This is a genomic window from Streptomyces deccanensis (assembly GCF_022385335.1).
GTDB classification, from domain to species: domain Bacteria; phylum Actinomycetota; class Actinomycetes; order Streptomycetales; family Streptomycetaceae; genus Streptomyces; species Streptomyces deccanensis.
In genome coordinates this window covers 5,541,608-5,567,247 of the sequence record NZ_CP092431.1, presented here as the reverse complement: position 1 = coordinate 5,567,247, position 25,640 = coordinate 5,541,608, and the positions used below count along the sequence as shown (strand labels likewise).

At 70.5% G+C, this 25,640-nt stretch carries 21 protein-coding genes and 2 pseudogenes; 9 read left to right on the top strand and 14 right to left on the bottom strand.

Annotated elements, in window-relative coordinates; all coding sequences use genetic code 11:
* Positions 1-256: 256 nt before the first annotated feature.
* Genes L3078_RS24805 through L3078_RS24780 form a run of 6 tightly spaced genes read right to left on the bottom strand, consistent with a single transcriptional unit; the run spans position 257 to position 3,982 of the window.
* Positions 257-610: a zinc ribbon domain-containing protein YjdM gene (locus tag L3078_RS24805; protein WP_239756162.1), complete on the bottom strand. Its 354-nt coding sequence runs from the start codon at positions 608-610 to the stop codon at positions 257-259.
* 57 nt (positions 611-667) lie between these two features.
* On the bottom strand, positions 668-1,063 hold the full coding sequence (locus L3078_RS24800) for an STAS domain-containing protein (protein ID WP_239756161.1): 396 nt from the start codon (positions 1,061-1,063) through the stop codon (positions 668-670).
* A 36-nt stretch (positions 1,064-1,099) separates the two neighbouring features.
* Complete coding sequence (locus L3078_RS24795; RefSeq protein WP_239760455.1) at positions 1,100-1,516, bottom strand: ATP-binding protein; 417 nt, start codon at positions 1,514-1,516, stop codon at positions 1,100-1,102.
* A complete protein-coding gene (locus tag L3078_RS24790) occupies positions 1,516-1,923 on the bottom strand; it encodes a pyridoxamine 5'-phosphate oxidase family protein (RefSeq protein ID WP_239756160.1) in 408 nt (135 codons plus the stop codon). The genes L3078_RS24795 and L3078_RS24790 overlap by 1 nt, the downstream gene beginning before the upstream one ends.
* Complete coding sequence (locus L3078_RS24785) at positions 1,920-3,644, bottom strand: SulP family inorganic anion transporter (protein ID WP_239756159.1); 1,725 nt, start codon at positions 3,642-3,644, stop codon at positions 1,920-1,922. Before L3078_RS24785 ends, L3078_RS24790 begins: the two co-directional genes overlap by 4 nt.
* Complete coding sequence (locus tag L3078_RS24780; RefSeq protein ID WP_239756158.1) at positions 3,641-3,982, bottom strand: ArsR/SmtB family transcription factor; 342 nt, start codon at positions 3,980-3,982, stop codon at positions 3,641-3,643. The genes L3078_RS24785 and L3078_RS24780 overlap by 4 nt, the downstream gene beginning before the upstream one ends.
* Positions 3,983-4,464: 482 nt before the next feature.
* On the opposite strand from L3078_RS24780, the gene L3078_RS24775 reads away from it, so the two are divergent.
* Entirely contained in the window at positions 4,465-4,917 is a 453-nt protein-coding gene (locus L3078_RS24775; protein WP_239756157.1) for a DUF5707 domain-containing protein, read from the top strand.
* A 515-nt stretch (positions 4,918-5,432) separates the two neighbouring features.
* Here L3078_RS24775 and L3078_RS24770 read toward each other — a convergent pair.
* The 6 genes and pseudogenes from L3078_RS24770 to L3078_RS24745 all read right to left on the bottom strand — a co-directional run.
* A complete protein-coding gene (locus tag L3078_RS24770) occupies positions 5,433-8,297 on the bottom strand; it encodes an ABC transporter permease (RefSeq protein WP_239756156.1) in 2,865 nt (954 codons plus the stop codon).
* Positions 8,294-9,031 carry an ABC transporter ATP-binding protein gene (locus tag L3078_RS24765; RefSeq protein WP_239756155.1) on the bottom strand — a complete coding sequence of 246 codons (738 nt, stop codon included), beginning with the start codon at positions 9,029-9,031 and terminating at the stop codon, positions 8,294-8,296. Before L3078_RS24765 ends, L3078_RS24770 begins: the two co-directional genes overlap by 4 nt.
* A gap of 348 nt (positions 9,032-9,379) precedes the next feature.
* Positions 9,380-10,036, bottom strand: a complete 657-nt coding sequence (locus L3078_RS24760) for a PadR family transcriptional regulator (protein WP_239756154.1) — start codon at positions 10,034-10,036, stop codon at positions 9,380-9,382.
* A gap of 1,320 nt (positions 10,037-11,356) precedes the next feature.
* Positions 11,357-11,962, bottom strand: a complete 606-nt coding sequence (locus L3078_RS24755; RefSeq protein WP_239756153.1) for a dihydrofolate reductase family protein — start codon at positions 11,960-11,962, stop codon at positions 11,357-11,359.
* Positions 11,963-12,306: 344 nt separating this feature from the next.
* On the bottom strand, positions 12,307-12,807 hold the full coding sequence (locus tag L3078_RS24750) for a YfbM family protein (protein WP_239756152.1): 501 nt from the start codon (positions 12,805-12,807) through the stop codon (positions 12,307-12,309).
* A gap of 12 nt (positions 12,808-12,819) precedes the next feature.
* A pseudogene (locus L3078_RS24745) lies at positions 12,820-12,960 on the bottom strand (IS3 family transposase); the annotation flags it as partial.
* On the opposite strand from L3078_RS24745, the pseudogene L3078_RS24740 reads away from it, so the two are divergent.
* Positions 12,957-13,225, top strand: a pseudogene (locus L3078_RS24740) (MFS transporter); the annotation flags it as partial. The pseudogenes L3078_RS24745 and L3078_RS24740 sit on opposite strands and share 4 nt — an antisense overlap.
* A gap of 321 nt (positions 13,226-13,546) precedes the next feature.
* Here the strand turns inward: L3078_RS24740 and L3078_RS24735 are convergent.
* Positions 13,547-16,138 (bottom strand): hypothetical protein, encoded by a 2,592-nt coding sequence (locus L3078_RS24735; protein ID WP_239756151.1) that lies wholly within the window; start codon positions 16,136-16,138, stop codon positions 13,547-13,549.
* Positions 16,139-16,744: 606 nt separating this feature from the next.
* Positions 16,745-16,921 (bottom strand): hypothetical protein, encoded by a 177-nt coding sequence (locus tag L3078_RS24730; RefSeq protein ID WP_239756150.1) that lies wholly within the window; start codon positions 16,919-16,921, stop codon positions 16,745-16,747.
* Between the two features lie 110 nt (positions 16,922-17,031).
* On the opposite strand from L3078_RS24730, the gene L3078_RS24725 reads away from it, so the two are divergent.
* The 7 genes from L3078_RS24725 to L3078_RS24695 all read left to right on the top strand — a co-directional run bounded on the left by L3078_RS24725 (position 17,032) and on the right by L3078_RS24695 (position 25,578).
* Complete coding sequence (locus L3078_RS24725; RefSeq protein WP_239756149.1) at positions 17,032-18,453, top strand: non-reducing end alpha-L-arabinofuranosidase family hydrolase; 1,422 nt, start codon at positions 17,032-17,034, stop codon at positions 18,451-18,453.
* A 389-nt stretch (positions 18,454-18,842) separates the two neighbouring features.
* Complete coding sequence (locus L3078_RS24720) at positions 18,843-21,494, top strand: RICIN domain-containing protein (RefSeq protein ID WP_239756148.1); 2,652 nt, start codon at positions 18,843-18,845, stop codon at positions 21,492-21,494.
* Between the two features lie 249 nt (positions 21,495-21,743).
* A complete protein-coding gene (locus L3078_RS24715; RefSeq protein ID WP_239756147.1) occupies positions 21,744-22,082 on the top strand; it encodes a hypothetical protein in 339 nt (112 codons plus the stop codon).
* 298 nt (positions 22,083-22,380) lie between these two features.
* Positions 22,381-22,551, top strand: a complete 171-nt coding sequence (locus L3078_RS24710) for a hypothetical protein (RefSeq protein ID WP_239756146.1) — start codon at positions 22,381-22,383, stop codon at positions 22,549-22,551.
* Between the two features lie 83 nt (positions 22,552-22,634).
* Positions 22,635-23,642, top strand: a complete 1,008-nt coding sequence (locus L3078_RS24705) for a FecCD family ABC transporter permease (RefSeq protein ID WP_239756145.1) — start codon at positions 22,635-22,637, stop codon at positions 23,640-23,642.
* Positions 23,639-24,715: a FecCD family ABC transporter permease gene (locus L3078_RS24700; protein ID WP_239756144.1), complete on the top strand. Its 1,077-nt coding sequence runs from the start codon at positions 23,639-23,641 to the stop codon at positions 24,713-24,715. Before L3078_RS24705 ends, L3078_RS24700 begins: the two co-directional genes overlap by 4 nt.
* A gap of 50 nt (positions 24,716-24,765) precedes the next feature.
* Positions 24,766-25,578: an ABC transporter ATP-binding protein gene (locus tag L3078_RS24695; RefSeq protein WP_239760454.1), complete on the top strand. Its 813-nt coding sequence runs from the start codon at positions 24,766-24,768 to the stop codon at positions 25,576-25,578.
* Positions 25,579-25,640 lie beyond the last annotated feature (62 nt).

Sequence of the window (25,640 nt, the reverse complement as noted above, 5' to 3'; positions counted from 1 at the left end):
GGCACGGCCCCTCCGGCCGGAACACGGCGCATCGCAACCACCCACTCGTCAAAAACATGCGGACCATCCTCGCCTGCGGCACCGGCCACGCCGAACCCGGATGCGAGTGACCAGAGCAGCTGGGATCCAGACGGCTGGGACGACGCCTGCGCCCTCGGGACCATCGGATTCATCGGAGCCATCGGAGCCATCGGGCCGGCATACGGGAAAACCGCCCGGGGCGTCGACTTGCGCGGTCGCGCAGCAGGGTGTCGGATCAGGCCTTCTTCACGACGCTGGACTTGAGCTGCATCGCGCCGAACCCATCGACCCTGCAGTCGATGTCGTGGCCGTCCACACCGTCGACCAGGCGGATGTTGCGCACCTTGGTGCCCGCCTTGATCCCGCTCGGGCTGCCCTTGACCTTCAGCGTCCTGACGACCGTCACGGTGTCGCCGTCGGCGAGCACATTGCCGACCGCGTCCTTGATCACCCTGCTTCCGGAGGCACCGTCCGCGGACTCCGCGGCCGGTGACCACTCGTGTCCGCACCCCGGGCAGACCAGGAGCGCACCCATCTCGTAGGTGTAGGCGCCGGAGCATTCGGGGCAGGGGGAAAGGTTGTCACTCACGGCACAGGTGTCTTTCAGTCGGGGAGCGGAGACAGGGGGAGGGAGCGGAGACGGGCGTCAGGTGGGCCAGCCGTCGGTGCGCCACGCCTGCTGCGCTTCGTCGGGCCGTGACGTGTGCCGGGCGTGGACGGAGAGGGCGGTGGCCAGGTCGCCATGGACGGGGATGTCCGGGCAGTCGCCGGGCGGGACGAGCGAGCCGTCGGCGGGGATGGCGGCCAGTTCCAGGCTCCGGCCCATGCCCGCGAGGCGGCGTGCGGTCTCGGTGATGGCCAACTGGCCTTCCGTGGACCATCCGCGCAGTCCGGTCAGGTCGAGGATGACCGGTCCGGTGCCGCGGGCGACGACCCAGCCGACCGCTCCGTCGAACCGACGGACCGCTGCCGGGCCCAGGTAGCCTGCGACGGAGAGCACCCCGAAACCGTCCTCGACGGTGTAGCGCCACTCGATGGTCATGACGGTGAACTTCCTTGCGTGGGCGGCCCGTTGAGGTCAGAGGGGGAGAGTTGTCCAGATGCTCTTGCCGTCGGCGTCGCCGTGCACGGCGACGGTGCCGCCGAGTTGCCGGGTGAGCTCCATGACCATGCCGAGACCGCCACCGGTGCCGGGCTCGGCATGGTGCAGCGAGGGCTGGTGGGGGTGGCGGTCGTGGACGGCGAAGGCCAGGCGGCCTCCGCTCGCCGCATACATGACCGTGATCTGCGGGGACACCTCGGCGGTGTGCCGGACGCTGTTGGTCACCAGCTCACTGAGGATCAGCAGCGCCGCGTCCACGACGGGCCGGCGCAGATCTATCCCCCACTCGACCAGCGCCTCTTCGGCGGTCTCGCGGGCGAGACGGACGGCGGACGGCTCGTTGGGCAGGGTGAGCACGTGCCGGTACGGAAGGACATCGAGAACGGGGACCATCATGTCTCCAGGCGGGCGAGGCGGAAGCCGGTGACGCTCTGGGGGTGCAGGCGCAGCAGAGTGTCGTGCGGGCCGTGCGTCCAGCCCGGCAGGGTGCGGCGGTAATGGTCTGTCTCGTCAGGCTCGCCGAGTACGTCGGCGGGGCCGTGGACGGTGACCGTCCAGCCGGTGCCGTGCACCGCCCGGATCTCGTCCACGTGGTAGGTCACCGTGGCCGGCATCGCCGCCGCCTGGACGGGGGCCCGGACGATCAGTCGGCCGTACTCCCACACATGCCGGGCCGGCCGTACGACGGTCAGCTGCCGCTGCTGGTGCAGCAGCCGTCCCAGGCTGCTGCCTTCCAGTAGCCACAGGGCCTCCGTTCCAGAGATCTCCACCAGTCGCAGCGGGGCGGGGGCAGTGCTCATCGGACGGCTTCCTCGCTGGGGGTTCGGGGCTTCCGGGCGGGTACGGCGGTCAGGACTCCCGTCGTCGCCAGGTGGTCCCGGGCGGCCCGGATCGCCTCGGGGGTGGTGTCGTACTCCCGGCCGTCGTGCCGCAGCGGTTCCAGCGCTCCGACGGAGTCCAGCACCTGGCGCTGGCCGGCGCGGATCCCGGAGGCCAGGACGAGGATGCCGCGCCGCTTCAGTTTCTCCACGGCGTCCTTGAGGACCAGCGCGCCGGTGGCGTCCATGGTCGACACCCGCGACATGCGCAGGATGACGACGCGTACGTCAGCCACGTCGGTCAGCTCCAGCAGGAAGCGGTGCGCGGCGGCGAAGAAGAGCGGCCCGTCGATGCGGTACGCGACGATGTGCTCGGCGAGGAGGGCGTGTTCTTCGGCACTGTGGTCGCCGCGGTCGAGGGGGACCTGGTCGAAGCGGGCCTGCTTGGCCACGGCGCGCAGGGCGAGGGCACCCGCGACGACCAGACCGATGATCACCGCGTACACGAGGTCCAGTACCAGGGTCGCCACCGCGGTGAGAACGAGGATCAGCGCATCCGAGCGGGTGGCCTTGGCCATCGCCCTGAGCGAGCCGACCTCCACCATGCGGACCGCGGTGGCCAGCAGCACGCCGGCGAGGGCGGCGAGCGGGATCCTGGAGACGAGGGGAGCCGCGGCGAACACGATCACCGCGAGGATCGCGGCGTGGGTCAGGGCGGCCAGCCGGGAGACGGCACCTGTGCGGACGTTCACCGCGGTCCGGGCGATCGCGCCGGTCGCGGGCACCCCGCCGAACAGCGGGGCCGCGATATTGGCCAGTCCCTGGCCGAACAGCTCGCGATCGGGGTCGTGCCGCTGCCCCACCGTCATGCCGTCCGCCACCGAGGCGGACAGCAGGGACTCCAGGGCCGCGAGCGCCGCCACGGCCACCGCCGGGGCGAGCAGGGTGCTGAGCGAACCGAGGTCCAGGAAGCCGAGTGAGGGCGCGGGCAGCCCGGACGGAAGGTCACCGATCGGCTGCGCCGCGTCCAGGTTCGCGAGCTGGGAGACGGCCGTGGCCGCGATGACCGCGACGATGGAGAACGGGACGGTCGGCCTCCAGCGGGCGCCCACCAGCATGACCGCGGCCACCGCGACCGCGAAGCCGACCGCCGTCCAGTTAGGGTCCTCCGCGAAATCCACGACGGCCCGCCAGGTCACCACCAGCACGCGATCGCCCTCGGCCTTGGGCACCCCGAGCGCGTTCGGGACCTGCTGCAGTCCGATCACGCAGGCGATCCCGAGAGTGAAGCCCTCCACCACGGGCGCGGGCACGTACTGCATGTACTTGCCGGCCCGCAGCGCTGCCAGCGCCACGAGCATGACGCCGGCCATCAGCCCGACGGTCAGCACGCCGGTCGGCCCGTACGCGCCGACGATGGGCACCAGCACCACGGTCATGGCCCCGGTCGGCCCGGACACCTGGAGGTTGGACCCGCCGAACAGCGCGGCGAGCGCGCCGGCGACCACGGCGGTCGCCAGTCCGGCCTCGGCACCGAGACCGGAGGAGACACCGAAGCCGAGAGCGAGCGGCAGGGCCACGATCGCCACGGTGAGACCGGCGAGCAGGTCCCTGCGCGGATCGCGTCGCATGTCCGCCAGGTGGGCGCGGGCGGGCAAGAGCGCGGTGAGCCGGGCCCCGGCCCGGCTGATACCCGAAGTCATCGCGCCGCGCCCTCGGCTTCCCGCAGCTCTGTCAGCAGCTCGCCCTGCCCGGCGAGCATCTCGGTCAGGATCCGGCGCGCGGCCCTCATCAGATCGGCAACGTCCCCGCCCGCCAGCTCATAGACCACCGTCGAGCCGTCCCGGGTCGAGGTGACGATCCCGGAACGCCGCAGCACCGCCAGCTGCTGGGACAGGCCGGACGGCTCCACCTCGATGGCGGCGAGCAGGTCCCGGACCGGCAGCGGCCCGTCCTGCAGCAGTTCCAGGACGCGTATGCGTACCGGATGCCCCAGCATCCGGAAGAACTCGGCCTTGGCCTGGTAGAGCGGAACAGACACAACCCCTCGGTTTCCCTGCGAACCCCACTCCGTGGGGCGGGCACAAGGCTGTGCCCGCGGCCACCGGACCATGCGTAGCCAACCTCAGCATCTAGCTAATTGCGAAATTTGGCAATTCTTCATGAGTGGCTGATGGGCAGCATCGCACCCTCCGCTTCGCCGGCCACACCACGGCCTGGGCGCAGATCGGCAGGACCGGCACAGCCGGCGGGCGGCCCGGCTCCGGCTGGAGGCGGAGTCCGGCCTCTTACGTGGGTTGCAGAGCCTCTACCTGTGGTTCGAGGCGCCATTCGTCCTGCAGCGCGAGGACGGCCCCATACCCCCGGCCATAGGCTCGATCACATCGAGAACGCGGTCGGCCACCGCTTCTACGACGGCTTCCAGGACCGGCTCCGCCAGCGGCTCTTCAGCACTCTTCCACGCTCATCCACGCGCTTCCGCGTATCCGTCGCAGCTCTCCAACGAACTCAGGGGGATCTCCCATGTCCAAGCGCATTGTCGTCTCGTCTCTCATCGGCGCCGTCGCCCTCGGCGGGGTCGCCGTCGGCGGCCTCGCTCTGGCCTCGACCCCCACGGAGCCGACTCTGGAGCACGGCTCGGCTCGCTACACCGCTCCGTCCGACAGCAGCGCGGGCTCGCTCACCTACACCGTGGACGTGAACGACGACTCGGGCATCCGAGGCCTCAAGGTCCTTGCCTGGCCCGCGAGTTCGAAGCTCGACCCGACCGCGGCGGAGCTTCGCTCGGCGGATGAGCGCGCCACGTGCCGGAGCACCTCGGAGGAGACCTCCCGCTGCACGTACACGCTGAAGGTCACGAAGCGGGAGGCGGCCGACCTGGCCAAGGGCACCTGGTACGTCTCGGCACTGGCGACGGCCGAGGACGGGGGCACGACGTTTGTGCCCCGCGCCGCCACGTTCGTCGTCACGCGCTGACACGCCGGTCGAACCGTCGTTCAGTGGGGCGGTCTGCCGGAAGCGCGGCTTCCGGCAGACCGCTCCTGCTTGTGGGCCCATTCTCCGCAGTGCCGGCACTTTCACGCAGGACGCAGGCGACCTGCCCGGCAGGGGCCAAGAGAGCGTACGCCGAGGTCAGAAGCGACACGGCCGCCCAAGCGCCGTCGCTTCCCAAGCCGAGAGCGCGAGTTCGATTCTCGTCACCCGCTCCAGATAGAAACACCCCAGGTCAGCGACCTGGGGTTTGTTTGGCGTCTAGAGCAATCTGGTGGCTTCGTGCCCTCGCGTGGGGCGTCACGAGGCCGAATCATCTCCTATCGCGAGACGCGTTTTTGGTACATCTGAGCCCCGCGCAACGGCCGTCGCGCCCAGAGGCGCGGATGGCCCGGAAGCGCCGGCCGGGTTCGAGCGGATCCCTTCGGACGGGGACTGCCTCCTGCCCCTGGACGAGGGTGAGTCGCCCTCGTCCAGGGGTACCGTGCGGCGACGGAGGCTCAGTGTGCGGCGCGGCGGGCCAGTGCCCCGCGTGAGCGGGTCACCAGTGCGGCGAGCAGGGCGGCGCCGAGGGGCACGGCCACCAGGAGGGCGGCGAGTGTCTCCCAGGGGACGATGATCGGCACGTACGGCGGGGCGTCACCGGCGCCGCCCCAGCCGTTGTCGAGAGCCTCCTGGTAGAAGCGCGTCTGCTCGCGCTCCTCGGTGAGCCTCAGCCCGACCGCGGGCAGGACACCGGCCGCCGAGCCGAGGACCACACCCATCGCGGCGACCACACCGCACTGGAAGCCGCTGAGCCTGCGGCGCACCGAAGGCGGGGCTCCGACCGCGGCGAGCGTCTTGAGATCGGCCTCCGCGTCGGCCTGGGCGAGGCCGGTGGCGATGCCGGCCGCACCGATGGTGACCAGGCCGGCGAAGACGGTCAGCGCGAGCAGGACGAGCCCGTTCTTGTCGACCCAGCCCTGCTCCACGGTCAGCTCGACGTTGCTGCCGAGCTTGGCGATCTCGGCGTCGAGCTTCTGCCGCTCCTCGGTGCTGGGGATCCGGTCGGTGCTGAAGAAGGAGCCGAGGGGGACGGTGGTCAGTCCGGCGGCCTTGGCGGCGGCGGGGCTGAGCACGCTCTGCACTCCGTAGGAGTCGGGCGAGCCGGGCACCTGGTAGGCGGGGAAGGACTTCAGCTCGCCCGGGACGGGCTTGTTCTGCTCGGCGGCGCGGTCGGCGGCCTTCGGGTCGGTGATCAGCTTGATGCCGACGGCGCCGTTCCTGTCGACCTGGGGCCTGTGGAAGCTGACGAGCTTTCCGTCGGCGAGGGCCTTGGCCGCGCCCGGGTCGTCGATGCCGAGAACCTTCAGGAGCGGGGCATCGGCGATGAGAAGACCGCCGTCGACGTAGATGCCGCTGCCGTCGGACGAGAGGCAGCGCCAGTCCTTGGCGAGCGCGCGCCGCTGCTCCTTGCTGTACTTCTCCGCGGGGTCGGAGCCGTCGGGGGTGCTGGCCCACAGCGGGCACTCGTTGGCCGGCGGGATGACGACCTCGAAGCGGCCACAACCCTCGCCCTCGCCCCACGGGGCGCAGCCGGGCTTGCCGACGGCGATCCGGAACACGTCGGCGCGGACGTCGACGGGCAGCGTCCGCTGCACGGCGTCGCGGACCTCGGGGACGTCCCGGCCGCCCTCCTCGGTGACGAGCGCGGCGACGGCCCCGTGCGGCAGGGCGGCCCGGTACTCGGCCAGACTCTGGGCGTCGCTGCTCGCGGCGTACGTCGAGACGGCGACGGTGCCCGCGACGGCGGCCAGGACGGCGGCGACAGCGGGTGCCGTACGGCCCCGGTTGCGGACGGCGTCCCGCAGGGCGAGGCGCGGCGAGAGCGGCAGCCAGCGGCCGGCCCTGCCGAACAGACCGACCAGGGCGGGCGTCATGGCGACCACACCCAGCTCGGCGATGGCCGAGCCACCCGCGACCAGGACGAACTGGTCGGAGAAGACCGAGCCGTACAGGGCGATGGCCGCGCCGAGCAGGACGGCGCCCAAGCCGATCAACGGCAGCACGCGGTTGCTGCGGCGCACGCCGCGACGGCCGGTGAGGGAGGCCAGGACGGTCTGCCGGGAGGCGGTGACGGCCGGGACGATCGCGGCGAGCAGGCCGGTGAGGACGGCGAGCGCGGCGATGGCGAGCAGTTCCAGCGGCCTGACGGTGAAGCCGCCGAACCGCTGCCCCATGTAGTCCTCGAGGAGTGGCCGGAGGGCGAAGGTCAGGACCAGGGCGAGGACCATGCCGACCACGGCCGCCGCGACGCCGATGACGAGACCGCCGCTCAGCACGATGGCCCGGATGTGGCTGCGGGCACCGCCGTTGGCGCCGACCAGGCCCAGCTGGCGGCGGGAACGACGGGCACCGACGGCGAACGCGGGCCCGGCGAGCAGGCAGATCTCCAGCATCGCCAGGCCGACGACCGTGCCCACGGCGGCGAGCGCGGCGGCGTCGGCGCCCCCGCTCTCGTAGTTGGCCCAGCCTTCCTTCTGGTAGAGCGGCACCTCGGAGTCGGCGGGCGGGTCGAGGGCCACGGCCCGAGAGGTGACCAGGACGCCCTTGGCGTTGATCGCCTGGACCGTGTTCCACGTGAAACCACCGGACTTCTTCACCAGATAGGTGGTGGAGTCCTCGGGCTTCGGCAGTCCGGCCTTCTCGACCGCCTTGGCGTACGGCGCGAGGAAGGCCCCCGGCAGGGCGTTGACCTGCTGTGCCTTGAGGTCGCTGGGCAGCTCGTACGAGCCGCTGATCACATAGGTGCGGTCGAAGCCGCGGGCGGTGAGGGTGGAGCCGACGGACAGCCCGCTGCTCTCCAGGAATTGGGTGGTCGCGGCGATCTCGTCGTTCTTCTCGGGGAAGCGGCCCTCCTGCAGCCGCATGATGCCCCGGGCGACGGGATCGCCGGCGGCCAGCTCACGGACCTCGGCCTGGAGCAGACCGTGCCTGGTGGTCAGCTTGGCGCTGCCCCTGCTGTCGGTCAGCACCGTCGAACCGGCCGGAATGCTCTTGGTGACATCGGTCGGGCCGTCGGGCCAGGACTTGCCCGGCGAGTCGTAGTCCCCGGCCGGGGTGTGCTGCTCGCCCGCGGGGTCCTGCAGGATGGCCACGCCGGCCGCTCCGGCATCGGAGAAGCGAGCGTCGGCGGCACCCAGGGTGCGCTCCATCCGCTGCGCGGGGGTGAGTTCGGCGCTGCGCAGGGTCAGGTCCAGGGCGCTCACGCCCAGGATCGGCAGCGCGATCATGGCGAGGACGAGGAAGCTGCGGCCCTTGGAGCGCCAGGCGTCACGGCGGGCGATGCGGACCGCGGCCCGCCAGGAGTGGAACCAGGTCGTCACCGCTGGGCCGCCCGGCCGGTCAGGAGCGAGTCGGCGTCGCTGCGTACGGTCTGGTCGACGACGGCGCCGTCCCGCAGGAAGACGACCCGGTCGGCCCAGGCGGCGAACCGCGGCTCGTGGGTGACCATGATGCCGGCGGCTCCGGCGTCGCAGCGGGAGCGCAGCAGGGCCAGCACGGACTCACCGGTCTCGGAGTCGAGGGCGCCGGTGGGCTCGTCGGCGAGGACGAGTCGGCGGTCGCCGACGAGGGCGCGGGCGATGGCCACGCGCTGCTGCTGGCCGCCGGACATCTCGTCGGGGAACCGGTCGGCGAGATGGCCGAGGTCCATCTCGGTGAGGGCGGCGAGGGCCTCGGTGCGGGCCTTGCGGGCCGATATGCCGTCCAGTTCGCGGGGCAGGGCCACGTTCTCGGCGGCGGTGAGGGCCGGGATGAGGTTGTAGTCCTGGAAGACGTAGCCGATGCTGCGGCGGCGCAGGGCGGCGAGCCCCTTGATGCCGAGGGCGGTGATGTCGGTGCCCTCGACGAAGACCTGCCCGGAGGTGGGGGTGTCGAGGCCGCCGGCGATGGTGAGCAGGGTGGACTTGCCGGAGCCCGACGGGCCCATGACGGCGACGAGTTCACCGGGGTGGACGTCGAGGTCGATGCCGCGCAGGGCGTGCACCTCGGTGGCGCCGGAGCCGTGGACGCGGGTCAGGTTCCGCAGACTCAGCGCGGGATGCTGCTGTGTGGACATGGTTCCCCCTCGGGCGTACGCCGGCGAACGGCCGAACGTCGGTGCGACGGACGGTCGTTGGCAGCGCCGTGCGTACGGTATGGGTCTGGTCGGGTGGTTCGGATCTTCATGTGGGTCGGGTGGACCCGGTGGGCCCGGTGGGTCGGGTGGGTCGGGTGACCCCGGTGGGCCCGGTGGGCCCGGTGGGCCCGGTGGACTCGGTCGGCCCTGTGGATCCGGTCGTTCGGGTGCTCAGGGCCGGTCGTGAAGCGCGGACGTCACGGGCGGACGTCACGGGCGGACGTCACGGGCGGACGTCACGGGCGGACGTCACGGGCGGACGTCACGGGCGGACGTCACGGGCGGACGTCACGGGCGGTGGCGTGCGGCCTCCTCTGCCTCGGCCCCCGCCCGCGCTCCCGTCCCCGCCGCTACGCCTGCCGCCCCCGGCGAGGCCGGCTCCGGCCCCGCCGCCTGGGCGGTCGACGAGAGACGGATCAGCCGGGACTCGCAGTGGTCGAGCCAGCGCGCCTCGGCCTCGGTCTGGAAGATCAGCTGCTCCAGGACGAGGAGCCAGGCGATGTCATCCCGCTCCCGAGCCCCGTTCTTCTCCACGGCGGCGAGGGCCTGCGCCTTCAGCCGGGTGTAGTCCTGCATGGCCTTCACGGTGTGCCGGCGCTGGGACTGGATGACGTCACGGATGTCGACCCCGGGCGCCCCGACGGCCATGGCCAGCTTGATGGCCAGCTCGTCACGGGCCGGGCTGGTGCGGTCGACGGGGTTCTCGAACCAGCTGCGCAGTTCGACGCGGCCGCTGTCGGTGATCGCGTAGAGCGCGTGGCCGGCCTCGTCCTCGCCGTCCTGCACGACCATGCCGTCGCGTTCGAGCCGGCTGAGCGTCGTGTAGACCTGACCCACGTTGAGCGGCCAGGTGGAGCCGGTACGGGACTCGAACTCCGTACGGAGCTGCGAGCCGTAGCGCGGGCCGTGTTCGAGGAGGGCGAGAAGCCCGTGGCGGATGGACATACCGAGTATGTATACCGAGTAAGTCCGCGTGGACCAAGCGTCCTGAGGCGGACCCCGGAGGTACGACTCAAGGGGGACCCGGGCCGTCGTGAGCCGCGCGGCGGCGGCGCGTCCGCGCCCCGAGGAAGCCGATGCCGAGGCCCACCAGAGGCGGCCCCGCGCCCAGTGAGAGCACGGGAATCCGCCGGTCGGAGAGGTCGAGGGGGGCCTCGGTACCAGTCTGGTGAGCGGCGGTCGGCGGCTCCGCGGGCGAGCTCTCGGCGGCCGGGGCGTCCGTCTCGGGTACCACCTCGCCCCCCTCGTCCGACTCCTTGGCGGGCTCCTCCTCTGTTGCCGTTTTAGTACGAGCGGGCTCCACCGGGCTCGTGGAGAACGGCGAGCCGGAGGGGCCGGCCGGTCGGCCGGGCCACTCCCGGCCCTCCCCCGCCGACCGCCCCGCGAGGGAGGCGGAGTCCGCTGGGAGCGTGCGCGTCGGGCGGCCCCGAGGGCTCGGGAACCGCCGGACGGACGGGCGATCGGACGGGGTGGGTGCGGCGGTCGTGGCCGCGGAACCGTTCGGAGCGGGACATGAGCGGGACGTGAGCGGGCGGTGCGGCGGAGGCCGTCGCCGTGGCCGGGCACGAGGGGGCCGACGGGCGCGGACCAACGGGATGGGGGGCGGCCCGGGGGCCCCGGAAAGGGAGTTCCCCTACACGGCCGACGACGTCGCCGACGGCCTTCTCTCGTTCGTCGGCAAGGCCCAAGGAGTCCTCAACCGGCAGCAGGATGCTTGATGCGGGCCACCGCATCCTCAAAGACGCCATGCGCGCAGCCGCGACGGCCTCACTCGACTGCCGTTCGAGGCGGAGCCACTCCCGGTCGCTGGGGCCAGCCGGAAGCCCTGCTCTGCCCCATCCGTGCTTCGCGCCCGTAGCGTGCCCTTCAGAGCGGACAACCACGATCAAGAACGGTGCAACCAGCCCCTCACACCTGCCGCCTGACAACGCATTTCTCCAGGTCAGAGGCCCTACCTCTACGCAAGCGTCGTCGCTTCCCAAGCTGAGAGCGCGAGTTCCATTCTCGTCACCCGCTCCATGCGAAACCCCAAGTCAGCGACCTGGGGCTTGTTTGTTTGCCGCGATCTGGTCGCGCTTCTTCCGATATGACCCCCTGGAGTACCTGCTCAACGCCGCCACCAAGCCGACGAAATACATCCGCTGAGACCAGGCCGGGTGGGACACCTCCAAGGGCACCCCGTGCGCGCGTTCGAATGACAGGACGACGAACGCGCGCACTCACTTCGCCAGGCCGACGCCGGCTCGGCGGCCGTCCGGGCCGACGTCACGCAGGAACGCCGAGCGGCGGGTGCTCGAGCACGCGGGGCTTGTACTCGACCAGCTGGATGCGGCCGTCGAAGGTGCGGTGCTCGATCATCTCGAGGGCAACGTCCGGATAGCCGTCGTAGATGCGTTCCTCGCCCGTGGCCCCCGTGATCACCGGGAACATCACGACCCGGAACCGGTCGACGAGTCCGGCTCGTAGCAGGGACCGGCTCAGGCTGAGGCTGCCGATCGTGCTGAGGAGCCCCGAGCCACTCGATTTCATGGCACGGACCGCCTCGACGGCGTCGTCGCGGACGAGCGTGGAGTTGGCCCACGTCAGTGGCTCCTCGAGTGAGGAGGAGAACACCACCTTGGGCGCTTGCGTGAGCTCGTCGACGGACGCCTCTTCCTCGGGCCGGAACTCGTCCTGGCCCTTCGGGACCTCGCCCGCGGCGAAACCCGACATCAGGCGGTAGGTGTTCGCTCCCATCAGATAGGTGACCTCGGGCTGCTCGCCGAGCCACGCGAGGTACTCCGGGCCCTCGAGTCCCCAGAAGCCGGGCCATCCCTCTCCCGATGCGCAGCCGTCGAGGGAGGTGATGAAGTCGACGAGAAGCTCCGACATGGCAGTGTCCTTTCCTGGGTGTCACGAGCTTGGACCGGCCGGGAGCCACAAACTCATCGGCCACGCTGTGGAGTAACGAGAAAACCCGTGACGCTGCAGCCGATCAGGTCTCGGCGGCGCAGCCATGCCGGCGCGCACCACGACGAGAATGCGACCGCAACGTCCCATCGAAGAATGCCCGCACTCCGGGCACCATGAGCACAGCCGGAGCCGAACGGGCGGTCAGCAGCGGTGGCTCCCGACACACAAAACCACCGCAGGCAGCGATATCCGCGCAGGTCAGCGCCATAGTATCGACCCAAGCACCGTCGCTTCCCCTGAGGTCTCACCGCCGTCGTGGCCCGTCAGTCCAGCCAGACGAGCATCGCGTTGTCCGCCCCGGCAGCAGCCTCGAAGAACTGTGTGAGGCCGTCGTACCAAGGACGCCCCCACTCCAGCGAGCCGGGCTCACTCCATCCGAGCGGATACACCTCGGCGCTGGTCAGTTCAGCGGGATCCACGCCAGTGATGAGCTGGGCATAGCTGGTGGCCCGCAGTGCTTCCGCGGCGAGCTGGACCCGCTCAGGCCGCAGGTACCTCGGAGGCCCGTACCCCCAATCCTCATCCTCGGCGAACGGCTCCTCACCGTGGATCACGTTCACGGGGAACTCAGCGCGCGCCAGCAGGAAGCGGAGCATGTCCCAGGTCTTGTACGTGCTGAAGTGACGCGCTTCGGCCGGCGCAGGCTCCGTCTCCTCCTCGGCGTCTTGGACCTCTTCGACGAAGTCCAGAGCCCAGTCGGGGTCTTGGATCGCTCGGTCAAGCTCAGCAGCCGTGACACGCAGGTACTCACCGATCATGCTCATAGCCGGAGACTAGATCGCGATCCGCAAGTCCTGCCGGGTGGCCCAGGCTTGGCGGTCGACGACGTTCTTGTGCGGCAGCACGAAGGAGCTCTCCATCGCCGCGTTGTCGCCGACCGCACCGACCCGGCCCATCGAGCCGACCATGTTGTGTCGTGGGCTTCATGGTCACCACCCCTCGGGGCTCTCCGATCACGAACAGGGCCTGGCCGCCGGCCTCGTCACCATGACCCAGCAGGTCGGCATCACCATGGGCAGGCCGATCATGCGCGCCGTCGCGACCGCCGCCATGACCGGCGTCGGCGCCTCGGCCGTCCTCGGCGATCTGAAGGTCGCGATCGCGGTGAACGCCGCCATCGTGCTCCTCGGCACCCTCACCAGCGCCCTGTTCCTGCGTGGCGCCCGGTCGAGTGCGCGGTAACAGTGGGCGGTACGAGCCTCGGTGTGACGTGGACGCCACAGCCGATGCTGAGCACCCCGCTGATCTTTTCGAAGACCGACTTGAACGCGGTGCAGTCGACCCTTTGATCTGGAGTGACGACGAGGGAGCGCGGACGGCAGCCGCCGTCCACGCTCAGATGGACTTGCCCCGCCTCCACCAAGCGGCCGGAATCCTGGTGTTCCACCTCGTCGGCCCCCTTTGAAGCGGGCGCGGAGGCCGGACCGGTGTGGGCGCCGCGCTCGTGTGAGGGCCGTCGCCGGGTTCCGACTCGCGGAGCGGGAACCCGGCGGGATCGGCGAATCAGCGGACGTCGACGTAGTCGCCCGGGGCGGTGGCGGGTGTGGTGGTGGATGTGCCGGCGAAGGTGTAGCGCCAGTAACCGTCTGTCGACGCCTTCGCCGTCGTCTTCAGCTTCCCTGAGCCGTCAGTCGTGATCGTCTTGACCGTCGTGTAGGTGGATGTCCCCTTCTTACGGAACTGCAGCTTCACCTTCTGACCGGAGTAACCGTGGTAGCCGCCGCGCGTCTCCCAGTCCGCGCGGGCGAGCTTGCCGGTGACGGTGAGGGTCTTGCCCTTGGCCACCGGTTCGGGAGCCGCGTTGGCTGACAGCGTCGCGTCCCGCACGACGAGGGCCGACTTCGCAGCGTGCAGGTCGACATGGCCCGTGCCGTCCGCCGACTCGGCCCAGGCGGCCAGCTTCCAGGTGCCTGCGAGGGAATTGCGGCCGAGGTTCCAGCGCGGCTGGATGTAGGCGAACTGCACCTCACAGGTGGAGGTGGTGGCGCTGACCTTGGCGCACTCCCCCGGCCAAGTGCCGTAGAGGACGGCGTCGGGAGTGTCGTACGAGCCCTTGTAGAGGTACATATCCCCGCTCGCGATCCCCGACGGGTCGGTGGCGGTGAACTTCGCCTTGAAGTGCTGCAGCGGCTGGTCGGTGAGCCACACCTGTTTGCCTCCGTTGACCACGACGTTCGAAATGCGGGTCGCCCCCACCGTCTCGTCGCCGTGCGGGGCCGGACCGGCGAACGCCCGTGTGATGGTGCGGTTCAAGCTGCCGCCCTGGCCGTCGGCGGCGGTGACGCGCAGCGAGACGAAGGAGGCGGTGGCGGGCAGGTCGAGCGTCGCCGAGCCATCCTCCGCGACGTCCAGGTCCGTCCAGGTGGCGCCGTCGTCCGTGGAGTAGGCGAGCCCGGTGATCCGGGTGTTGGCCGTCGCCGCGTCCGTGTTGCGAGTGGCAGCGCTTGCCTGCACGTGGACCGGGCCGGTAGCCGCCCGGCCGTATCCGTCGAGCCCGGACACGCTCAACTTGGCGTCGATGAGCGGGAGTTCGCGGCCTTCCGAGTAGCTTGAGCGGAACGTCCATTGGTTGTGTACATCCGTGGACAGCCGGGAGTACGGGACACGGCGGTGGACGGTCTGCTCGAGGGTGTACGTCCTTTCCCAGGACGGCAGGCTGGACGACGTCAGGGAGTGGTACGCGTCGAGGCCGTCGGCCTGGGCGTAGGTGATGCCGTCGGAGGAGGTGAGCTTGTACGAGTACGTCGCGCGGCCGTCGATCGCCGCGTGGCCGGCAGAGTCACCGAAGGCATTCAGCTCGGTCACCCGGATCTTCCCGAAGTCCCGCTGCGAACCGCCCCACTCCGAGCGAAGAGGCTGCAGTGGGGCCGCGCCCAGGGTCTCGCCCGCGCTGGTCCCTGCGGGCAAGGTCCGGTCCGGGAGGTTGAGGCTCAGCTCGCCGGTTCCGTAGGACAGCAGTCGGCTGTAGGTGACGCCTGGTGTGGTGTATTCGGTGACCGTACCGGCGACGGGTGTCGCGGAGCCGATAAAGACGCCCGTCCACTCGCCGAAGGACGGGACACTCTGCAGCGAGGCCGTGGTCCGGGTGCCCGGAGCGCTCACCCTCGTCACGGTCTTGGCCAGTTTCGAAGCACGGACCGTCGCTACGGGCGAAGCGGGCACGGTCGTCGTGAAGCTGTGTGTGAGGTCGTAGCGGTAGGGACTCGGCACACTCGCCGAGGCGCCCTTCTTGGCGAGCACCTCGTGCAGGCGCAGCGAGACGCCACTGACCGAGAAAGGAGTGACGTACACCTTGTCAGCTCCCGAGCCGGCGAAGCCGGCCAGGTCGCCGCCCGGAACGCTGATCCACGCGGCGGACGCGTCCCGGGTGGCGGTGGTGTCGTCGGTGCGGATCGCGGTCTCCTTGGCCGCGCGCTGATCGAAGGTGACCGTCTTGGCGGCCGAGCCGACCGAGAAGGTACGGGTGAGCAGATAGCTCGGCTCCAGCCAGTCGTTGTGCAGCGCGACCGAGAAGTAGTCACCCGGCGGCAGCTTCACGGTCGCCGAAGGGCCCGCGGTGTCGCTGTCGACGGCGTACGCCGTCCAGGTCTTGCGGTCCCAGACATAGAACGATTTGAATCGGACGTCGGCATTCGTGATGGTCAGCTTGACCGAGTACGTCGACGCGGCGGTGTACGTCGTCGGGGGAATGCTCCGGGCGTCTTCGGTGCGCGCAGTGGGCTGGAGCTCCGCGGTCGGGCGGTCCGCAGCGGACTTGCCGGTCGGCCGCACGGACACGGTGCCGTTCACCGACGCGACCGAGTACCGGGACAGTGCGGGGGCGTCTGAATCGTCCGCCGTCACCCGGATGTCACGTCCGCCGATGAGCTCGACGCGCCCGCGGTCCCCCAACTCGGCGCTCTGCCCGGCGCGGAACGCCGTGCCCTCCGCAGGCGAGACCGTCCCCGTCGTGGCCGGTCCGCCACCCGACACCGACGCCGTCGACGCGGACGCGGACGCGGATGCGGACGCGAGCAGCGTCGAGGCGGTCAGCACCGCGCCGCACAGCCCCGCCGCGGCCCGTCTTCGCGTCCGGCCCACACGAAAAATGGACATACGTTACCCCCTCTGATGGTTCCCCCTGGACCCGTCCCGGCTCATTCGCCACAGGAGACGATCAGCTCACTCTACGGGGCGGTACCGACATCGCTGAGGGGATTCCCATGCACCAAGGTGCCTCGACCTCGGCATCCTCGGCGGCAAGGCGGACTACCGCCCGGCGAACGCCGCACAGTTCCTGATCGCCATCTGTCCGTGCGTGGCGATGCACTCCCGTCTGCCTCCGCCACACCGATTTCGGCGGATGATCAAGCGCCGTAGCGGCAGCGCAGATCTTCGGTGATCGTCGACATCAGCTCGGCCCCGCCTCGCGTGTGTATCGGCACGAAGTCCGCGGACTGCTCGAGGTGGAAGGCCGAGCCCGGAACCTCGCCGCCGGGGTGTCCACATGCTCGACCGCGAACGTGCACGGCGATCAGGCCAGCCCCTGGGAGTACGTCGGCCGCCTCGCAGCCGCCGGCGGTAGGCCGTGCCGTCGACAACGATCCGTCGTGATCCCTTGCGGACCAACGCCATGGCTCCCCCTCCCACAGCAACGATGCCGGCGAGCTCGGCCCCGCCCCCGTCTCGGTTTCCGGCTCATTCAGCGCCCTTCACGGCCGTTCAGTAGTGATCGCCAAGCCCGTGCCCGCGCGCACCGCCACCTGCCCCGCACGCCAAAAGTCCCGCATAAGCACGGAACTTGGAGCCGTCTGGTTCAATCTGCGATTTCGGCTCGCGAATCGCGCGCGAAATATTGACGCAGTTCAACGGAACCCCAATGATCCAGTCGGTCGACACCTCGACCATTGTTCGGTATTACGAACACGCAAGGGCCGCACCTCGCCGGATTCCGGACAGCCTGACGGGGCCGACCGGAACCGCTGACTCAAGGAATGACGAGGTTCCGCATGCACAGACGTAGTTTCAGCCGCAAACACCCGTCTGCCGTGCTCGCCGGGGCGGTCACGGCTCTGGCCGCCTTGGCGGCGACGCTCGTCGCCAGCCCCGCTCAGGCGGCCACCACCAGCGCCGTGCGCGGCGTTGCTTCCGGCCGGTGCCTCGATGTGTCGGGCGCCAACCAGGCCGACGGCACGAACGTGCAGATCTGGGACTGCCACAGCGGGACCAACCAGCAGTGGACGCTGACGGACAACAACCAGCTGACCGTGTACGGCAACAAGTGCCTGGATGTTCCGGGCCACGCCACCACGGCCGGCACCCGGCCGGTGCTCTGGTCCTGCAACGGCGGTACCAACCAGCAGTGGCGGGCGAACGCCGACGGCACGATCGTCGCCGTGGAGTCCGGGCTGTGCCTGGACGTCAGCGGCGGCGCCACAGCCAACGGCACGGCGGTGCAGCTCTGGAACTGCAACGGCGGCAACAACCAGAAGTGGACCGGCCTGTCCACGCCGCCGAGCGGCACGTGCGCTCTTCCGTCGACCTACCGGTGGAGCTCGACGGGTCCGCTGGCGCAGCCGGCGAACGGCGCGGTCGCGCTGAAGGACTTCACCACCGTGCCGATCAACGGCCAGAACCTGGTCTATGCCACCAGCTCTGACGGGTCGTCGTGGGGCGCGATGATGTTCAGTCCCTTCAGGAACTGGTCCGACATGGCGACGGCCACCCAGACCAGGATCAGCGGGGCAGCGGTGGCGCCCAAACTGTTCTACCTCTCGACCAAGAACATCTGGGTGCTGGCCTCGAACGGGTGGGGTACCAACTGGCCCTTCACCTACCGCACGTCCAGCGACCCCACCAATCCAGGCGGCTGGTCCGCCCCGCAGCCGCTGTTCACCGGCAGCGTCCCCACCGGCGGCCCGATCGACCCGACCCTGATCGCCGACGACCAGAACATGTACCTGTTCTTCGCCAACGACAAGGGCAGCATCTTCAAGTCGACCATGCCGATCGGGAACTTCCCGAGCAGCTTCGGCTCGTCGTACGAGACGGTCATGAGCGACACCGAGGAGCGCCTGTTCGAGGCCCCGGAGGTCTACAAGGTCCAGGGCCAGAACCAGTACCTCATGATCGTCGAGGCGAGGGGCAGCAACGGGCGCTACTTCCGCTCCTTCACCGCCCCCAGCCTGAAGGACAGGTGGACCGAGCAGGCCGGCACCGAGAGCAACCCCTTCGCGGGCAAGGCCAACACCAACCAGACCTGGACCAACGACATCAGCCACGGTGACCTGGTCCGCGTCAACGCCGACCAGACCATGACCATCGACCCCTGCAACCTGCAGTTCCTCTACCAGGGCAGGCCTCCCTCCTCGGACGGCACCGACTACCTGAAGCTGCCGTACCGGCCGGGCCTGCTCACCCTGCAGCGCTGACCACGGCGTGGGCAGACCCACCAGCTGACCGATATCCACCACCTTGCGGAACCCCACCGCCTTGAGGAACCCCAGCCGCGCGTCGGCCGGGGTTCCTCCCTTTCGCGGACTTTCCTCGTGGGAGGGGCCGAAGCCCCCTGACGCCACCGGTTCCCTCGAAGCAAGGCTGACCGGCTGTCCCGGGCGCGGCGGAGGCGACGGTTGCCGAAGCCCCTCTCGCCGGTTACGACTCGACCAACGCCTGGTGCACCCGACATGACCTGAGAAAAGCCCACGACTCGCGGCAACCATGTGCGGAGTCTGTGACCACAAGGAAGCGGATCCGGCCAGTTCCGGTGGCCGGATCCGGCTTTCTCTCGTGAACGGCTTGCAAGGAGAACACCCCCCTCATGAACAACCCCACGAACGGCGGGCGCCGCGGGCGTCATCGCCGTCGCTGGACCGCCACCGGTCTGGTCCTCGGCGTGCCCGCCGTCCTCGTGCCGTACCTCCTCTACGCGCAGGAGGAGTCACAGGCCGCGACGATCGACGGTACTGCCTACTACCGGCTGGTTTCCGTGCGCAGCGGCAAGGTGCTGGACGTCAGCAGCTTCTCCACCGCCGACGGCACCCGTATCCAGCAGTACACCGACCAGAACACCGCCAACCAGCAGTGGAAGCTGGAGCCCAAGGGGGACGGCTACTACGAGCTGGTGAACCGCAACAGCGGCAAAGTTCTGGGCATAGCGGGCAATTCCACCGCGCAGGGGGGCGCGGCCGAGCAGCAGACCGACAGTTCCGCCACCTCTCAGGAATGGCGGATCAGCAACGTGAGCGGTTCCGACGCCGTCACCTTCACCTCCCGCAGGAGCGGCCACGTCCTGGACGTGGCCGGGGGATCGACGGCCCAGGGCGCGGCGGTCATCCAGTATCCGAGCCGGGGCACCACCAACCAGCAGTGGAAGCTGCTGAAGGTGGCCGATGCCCCGGCAGCCGGGGCCGACAGCGGGCAGACCACGGCCGCGGCAGGACCGTATGTGTGGAAGAACGCCCAGGTGGTGGGCGGCGGTTACGTCACCGGGCTGGTGTTCAACCAGAAGGAGAAGGGCCTGCTGTACGCGCGCACCGACATGGGTGGCGCCTACCGCTGGGACACCGCGGCCGAGCAGTGGATCCCGCTGACCGACTGGATCGGCGAGAAGGACTGGAACCTGCTGGGCATCGACTCGCTGGCCACCGACCCCGTCGACCCCAAGCGGCTCTACCTCGGGGCGGGCACCTACACCAACGACTGGGCGGGCAACGGCGCGATCCTGCGCTCCACCGACCGGGGCCGCACCTTCAAGCGCACCGATCTGCCCTTCAAGCTGGGCGGCAACGAGGACGGCCGCGGGGCGGGCGAGCGGCTGGTGGTCGACCCCGCGAACAACGCCAACCTGCTCCTCGGCAGCCGCAAGAACGGCCTGTGGCGCAGCACCGACCACGGCGTCACATGGCGCCAGGTCTCCTCGTTCCCCGTCAAGGACGGGGCGAGCAGCGGCGCGGGCATCTCCTTCGTGACGTACGGCCCGGCCGGCAGCAAGACGATCTACGTCGGTGTCGGCGACAGGTCCACCTCCCTGTACCGCTCCACCGACGGCGGCAGCACCTGGAAGGCCGTCTCCGGTCAGCCCACCGGCCAGCTGCCGCAGCACGGCGTGCTCTCCGGTGACGGCTCGCTGTACCTGACGTACACCGACAACCTCGGACCCAACGGCGTGACGGCGGGCTCGGTGTGGAAGTACACGCCGGGCAGCGGGACGTGGAAGAACGTCTCCCCGTCCAAGGGCGATTACGGCTTCTCCGGTCTGGCCGTCGACCCGCGCAAGCCGTCCACGGTGATGGTCACCACCCTCGGGCGCTGGTGGCCCGAGGACGAGATCTACCGCAGCACCGACGGCGGTACTACGTGGAAGGCACTGGCCGACAAGTCGGTGCGCAACGCCTCCGCCGCCCCTTACGTCGGCACCCACACCGGGCACTGGATGACCGCCCTGGCCATCGACCCCTTCAACTCCGGGCACGTGCTGTACGGCACCGGCAACGCCATCCTGCGCAGCAAGGACGCGGGCGCTTCCGACAGCGGCGGCACCAGCCACTGGAGCATGGGGGCCCGAGGGCTGGAGGAGACCTCGCTGCTGGACGCGATCGCCCCTCCCGGCGGCGCCACCGTCATCACCTCCATGGGCGACCAGGGCGGCTTCCGGCACGACGACCTGACCAAGGTGCCCTCCGGGCGGCTGAAGAACCCGATGATGACCAACAGCACCGACATCGACTTCGCGCAGTCCAAGCCCGCGCTGATGGTCCGCGTCGGCCGGGGCGGCGAGCAGGACGGCGCCTGGTCCACCGACGGCGGCAGCAGCTGGAACGGCTTCAAGGCAGAGCCGGTGGCCGGCGCCCAGGACGGCCGTGTCGCCCTCGCGGCGGACGGCTCGGCCATCGTCTGGACCCAGGCGGGCCAGGCCCCGTACCGCTCGACCGACAAGGGAGCGAGCTGGTCGAGGGTCAGCGGCCTGGGCGACGACGCCGTGGTCGTCGCCGACCGCTCCTCGGCCAGGACCTTCTACTCCCTGTCCGGCGGCACGCTCTACGCCAGCACCGACGGCGGCGCGACCTTCACCGCCCGCGCCACCGGCCTGCCGTCCGGCCGCCTCACGGCCGTCCCCGGCATCGCCGGAGACCTGTGGATCGCCGGCAACGCCAAGGGGCTGCTGCACTCCACCGACGGCGGCCGCACCTTCACCACGCTCAGCTCGGTGAAGTCCGCCTCCGCCCTCGGCTTCGGGAAGGCCAAGTCGGGCACGTCGTACCAGGCCCTGTACCTGCTCGGTACCGTCAAGGACGTCACCGGAGTCTTCCGCTCCACCGACAAGGGCGCCACCTGGGTCCGCGTCAACGACGACGCCCACCAGTGGGGCGCCATCGGCAGCGTCGGCGTCATCACCGGCGACCCCGACACCTACGGCCGCGTCTACGTCGGCACCAACGGACGCGGCCTCCAGTACGGCGACCCGTCCTGACCCACCCACCCGAGCGGGGCCGCAGCCACCACGGCGGCGGCCCCGCCATGGCGGGGGCCTCAAAAGGTGTGCATCCGCGACCCGGCCGCGGGACGACTCCTCTCGACGAGGAAGCCCCCGGACACCCATGGTGGGGCGTCGACCAGGACGACGGCACTGCCCCGCGGCTCGGCCTGCGCAAGGCGGCCGCTCCCGTCGCTGCATGTGGAGTCTTCTGCGGTGGGGGTACATCTCGCTACGCTCGCCGTCATGACGACCGTCCGGTTGCTGGCCAGGCAGGTGTGGAGGCGCTGCACGCGTGCGTTCTGGAGCATCGACCGGGCCCTTGGTGGGCTGGAACAACCCACCCGCACGCAGCAGTTCGCCGCCCGACGCCCCGTCGCAGTGGGCGTAGGGACGGCAGCACCGGCGGCCGCGCTCCTGGGGGTCGCCAACCTCGACAGTGTGGACACGGTCGGCGATGTCATGCTGCTTCTGGGCGGCGGTTCGGCGTTCGGCCTGGTCTTCGGGCTGACGGCCTTGGGCGAACGCGCCAGGCAGCGCCGACTCCAACGGCTGGGTCTTTGGGAGCCTCCCGTCAGAGGCTGATGGCTTGCCGCCATTTCAACTGTCACGTGGCGATGCAGCGAAGAGGTACAGCAGCCCAAGCAACCCGCGGCGCCCGACACAGGCCCTCACTGCTCTCCGCACAGCCTGCATGGGTGGGTTTTGAACCCACGGCGAGTTGTGCCACGGCGGTTTTTCGAGATCGCTTAGGGCTTGACTCGCCCGTCGAGGCTTCACCGCCCCCGTTGTTGCCTCGCTGACGCGGATCGCGTACGCAGAGGGTCCAGGAATCGCGTGCCCCCCTACGCTTCTACGACCAGCGACCAACGGGGGCGGCAGCGTGGGTCTCTTCGTCGGCATACTCGTGATCGTCATCGGGCTTCCAGTGCTTGGCATCCTGAGCCGCAAGGTCAGTAACGGCCGGCTGTGGCGGACCGGGATGGCCATGTGGTTCGTGGGCTCTCCGGCACTGCTCGGTCTTGGCGGTTGGCTGATCTACCGGAGTCTCTGAACCAGGACTTCATCCGCGGAATCCCCGCCTCCGTCGCAACGTAGTCTTAGGCCAGCCTTGGCTGACCGACGGGGAGAGGGTGGATGTCGAGAGCCGTGAGCCTCCGGGTGGGGTGGATGGGGGTCGGCCTTCTGCTGTTGGTGTCGGCGGTGGTGCTGAGTCTCGCCGTCGGCAGTCGCGCGATCGCGCCCTCGGTGGTGTGGGACGCCCTCGTACACGGCGGGGGGAGTGACGACGCTCAGGTCGTGCGGTCGCTGCGGGTGCCGCGGACGGTCATCGGTGTGCTGGTCGGCGTCGCACTCGCCGTCGCCGGAACGGTTCTGCAGGGCATCACCCGCAACCCGATCGCCGAACCGGGCATCCTGGGCATCAGCCAGGGGGCGTCGCTGGGTGTCGTCTGCGCCATCGCCTTCCTCGGCGTGCATTCCCTGACCGGGTACGTCTGGTACGCGTTCGCCGGCGCCGGTGTCGCGGCCGTGTGCATCTACGCCGTCGCCGGCAGCGGTCGAGGCGGGGCCACACCGGTCAAGCTGGCGCTCGCGGGGGCCGCGATGAACGCGTTCATCGCCTCCCTGATCTCGGCGATCCTGACGACCGACGCCCGGGCTCTGGACGAGTTCCGCTTCTGGGACGTCGGTTCGATCAGCGGCCGGGACGCGTCGATCGCGGGACAGGTCTGGCCCTTCCTGCTCGTCGGACTGCTGCTCGTGCTGGGCATGGCCCGCGGCCTGGACGCCCTCGCGCTCGGTGACGACATCGCCCGGGGGCTCGGCCGCAACGTCGCGCTGCTGCGGGCGACCGGTGCCCTGGGCGCGACCGTGCTGACGGGCGCCGCGGTCGCGGCGGCGGGCCCCATCGCCTTCACGGGCCTCGCCGTACCGCACATCGCCCGCGCCCTCGTGGGTCCGCAGCATCGCTGGCTGCTGCCCATGGCCGCGCTGCTCGGGCCGGTGATGCTGCTCCTCGCGGACGTCCTCGGCCGGGTCGTCGTACGCCCCTCGGAGGTGCCGGTGGCCGTGATGACCGCGCTGGCCGGGGTGCCGTTCCTGGTGGTGCTGGTGCGGCGGAAGAAGGCGGTGGCGGTCGCATGACGTCCGTCCCCCAGCGCGCTCCCCTCCGGCCCGCCGGACAGTTCGTCCTGCGGGCGGGGCGCGGCAGCAGCTTCCTGCTGCACCGCCGGGCCATGACCGTGGCCGGCGCCCTCGCCGTCCTGCTCGTCGGCGCCGTCGTGGTCTCGCTGTGCGTCGGGGAGGCGTACGTCTCTCCCGGCGAGGTCGTGCGCGTGCTGCTCGGTCTGCCCAGCCCCGACGAGCTCGTCGTCGGCACGCTCCGGCTGCCGCGGATGGTGACCGGGCTGCTCGTGGGCGCCGCCTTCGGTGTCTCCGGGGCGCTGATCCAGACCGTGGCCCGCAACCCGCTCGCCAGCCCCGACGTCATCGGCGTCACGCACGGGGCGGGCGCGGCGACGGTCGCCGCGATGACGTTCGGTGTCACCTCGTACGCCGTCCTGCCCTACGTGTCCGTCGCGGGCGGTCTCCTCGCCGCCCTGCTGGTCTACCTGCTCGCGTGGCGGGGCGGGCTCGCCGCCTCCCGGTTCGTCCTGATCGGCATCGGCGTCTCGGTGGCGCTCGGCTCGCTGACCCGGCTGTTCGTGACCAAGGGCGACTACCTCGTGGCCCAGCAGGCCAAGACCTGGCTCACCGGCTCCCTCAACGGCCGCGGCTACGACCAGGCGGCGCCGCTCGCGACGGTCCTCCTCCTCATGCTGCCGTTCCTGGTGTGGGCGGCGTGGGCACAGCGCGGATCGGCGTTCGACGAGGACACGGCCACCGCCCTCGGCGTCCGGCTCGGGCGGACGCGGCTCGGGCTGAGCGTCGTCGGTGTCGTCCTCGCCTCCGTGGCGACCGGCGCCGCGGGACCCGTCGACTTCGTGGCGCTGCTCGCCCCGCAGACAGCCCGCCGGCTCACCCGCACCCCGCACGTCCCGCTGGTGTGCTCGGCGCTCATGGGCGCGCTGATCGTGGTCGTCGCGGACGTGCTGGCCCGTCGTCTGCTGTCGCCGCTGGAACTTCCGGTCGGCGTGTTCACCGCCCTGGTGGGCGCCCCCTACCTGATGTGGCTGATCGTCCGCACCCGTAGCAGCCGTACCGGAGGAACCGCGTGACCGGCGACCAACCGACCATCGACCTGACCGACGACCGGCCGAGCGGACCGGTGACCGGCGCTCGCCTCACCGCACGAGGACTCACCCTCGCCTACGAGGACCGCGTGGTCGTCGAGGACCTGGACGTGGCGATCCCGGACGGGAAGGTCACGGTCATCGTCGGTCCCAACGCCTGCGGCAAGTCCACCCTGCTGCGTGCGCTGGGCCGGCTGCTGAAACCCCGTGAGGGCGCGGTGCTCCTCGACGACACCGATCTGTCCCGCATCCCGAGCGGGCGGATCGCCCAGGCGGTCGGGCTGCTGCCGCAGACTCCGGTGGCACCGGAGGGGATCACGGTCGCGGACCTCGTCGCACGCGGTCGGATGCCCCATCAGAAGTGGTGGCGGCAGTGGTCGGCGGCGGACGAGGCGCACGTCGCCGAGGCGATGGAGCGCACCTCGACCCTCGACCTGGCGGAGCGTCAGGTCGACGAACTGTCGGGCGGACAGCGCCAGCGTGTGTGGATCGCCATGGCCCTGGCCCAGGACACCGACCTGCTGCTGCTCGACGAGCCGACGACGTATCTGGACATCGCCCACCAGGTCGACGTCCTGGATCTCGTACGGCAGTTGAACCGTGAGCGCGGCCGGACGGTGGTGGCGGTGCTGCACGACCTGAACCAGGCGGCGCGCTACGCCGACCACCTGATAGCCATGCGGGCCGGGAAGATAGTGGCGCAGGGGCCGCCCGCCGACATCGTCACCGCCGAACTGGTCCAGGACGTCTTCGGGTTGGCGTCGGTCGTCGTGGCGGATCCGGTGACGGGGGGTCCGCTGGTGGTTCCCGGACCGCCGCGGCCGACGGAGCGCCGGGACGGAGCGTGACTGGAACCGCCCCCTCCGGGTAGGGGCGACGCACAGGATCGCATAAGGTAAGCCTTTCCTAA

Bases quoted from the DNA above. Each gene is read 5' to 3' on its own strand.
- L3078_RS24800 (WP_239756161.1), bottom strand. From the start codon at position 1,063: ATGACCATCGAGTGGCGCTACACCGTCGAGGACGGTTTCGGGGTGCTC.
- L3078_RS24795 (WP_239760455.1), bottom strand. From the start codon at position 1,516: ATGGTCCCCGTTCTCGATGTCCTTCCGTACCGGCACGTGCTCACCCTG.
- L3078_RS24790 (WP_239756160.1), bottom strand. From the start codon at position 1,923: ATGAGCACTGCCCCCGCCCCGCTGCGACTGGTGGAGATCTCTGGAACG.
- L3078_RS24785 (WP_239756159.1), bottom strand. From the start codon at position 3,644: ATGACTTCGGGTATCAGCCGGGCCGGGGCCCGGCTCACCGCGCTCTTG.
- L3078_RS24775 (WP_239756157.1), top strand. From the start codon at position 4,465: ATGTCCAAGCGCATTGTCGTCTCGTCTCTCATCGGCGCCGTCGCCCTC.
- L3078_RS24765 (WP_239756155.1), bottom strand. From the start codon at position 9,031: ATGTCCACACAGCAGCATCCCGCGCTGAGTCTGCGGAACCTGACCCGC.
- L3078_RS24760 (WP_239756154.1), bottom strand. From the start codon at position 10,036: ATGTCCATCCGCCACGGGCTTCTCGCCCTCCTCGAACACGGCCCGCGC.
- L3078_RS24755 (WP_239756153.1), bottom strand. From the start codon at position 11,962: ATGTCGGAGCTTCTCGTCGACTTCATCACCTCCCTCGACGGCTGCGCA.
- L3078_RS24750 (WP_239756152.1), bottom strand. From the start codon at position 12,807: ATGAGCATGATCGGTGAGTACCTGCGTGTCACGGCTGCTGAGCTTGAC.
- L3078_RS24735 (WP_239756151.1), bottom strand. From the start codon at position 16,138: ATGTCCATTTTTCGTGTGGGCCGGACGCGAAGACGGGCCGCGGCGGGG.
- L3078_RS24725 (WP_239756149.1), top strand. From the start codon at position 17,032: ATGCACAGACGTAGTTTCAGCCGCAAACACCCGTCTGCCGTGCTCGCC.
- L3078_RS24720 (WP_239756148.1), top strand. From the start codon at position 18,843: ATGAACAACCCCACGAACGGCGGGCGCCGCGGGCGTCATCGCCGTCGC.
- L3078_RS24715 (WP_239756147.1), top strand. From the start codon at position 21,744: ATGACGACCGTCCGGTTGCTGGCCAGGCAGGTGTGGAGGCGCTGCACG.
- L3078_RS24705 (WP_239756145.1), top strand. From the start codon at position 22,635: ATGTCGAGAGCCGTGAGCCTCCGGGTGGGGTGGATGGGGGTCGGCCTT.
- L3078_RS24700 (WP_239756144.1), top strand. From the start codon at position 23,639: ATGACGTCCGTCCCCCAGCGCGCTCCCCTCCGGCCCGCCGGACAGTTC.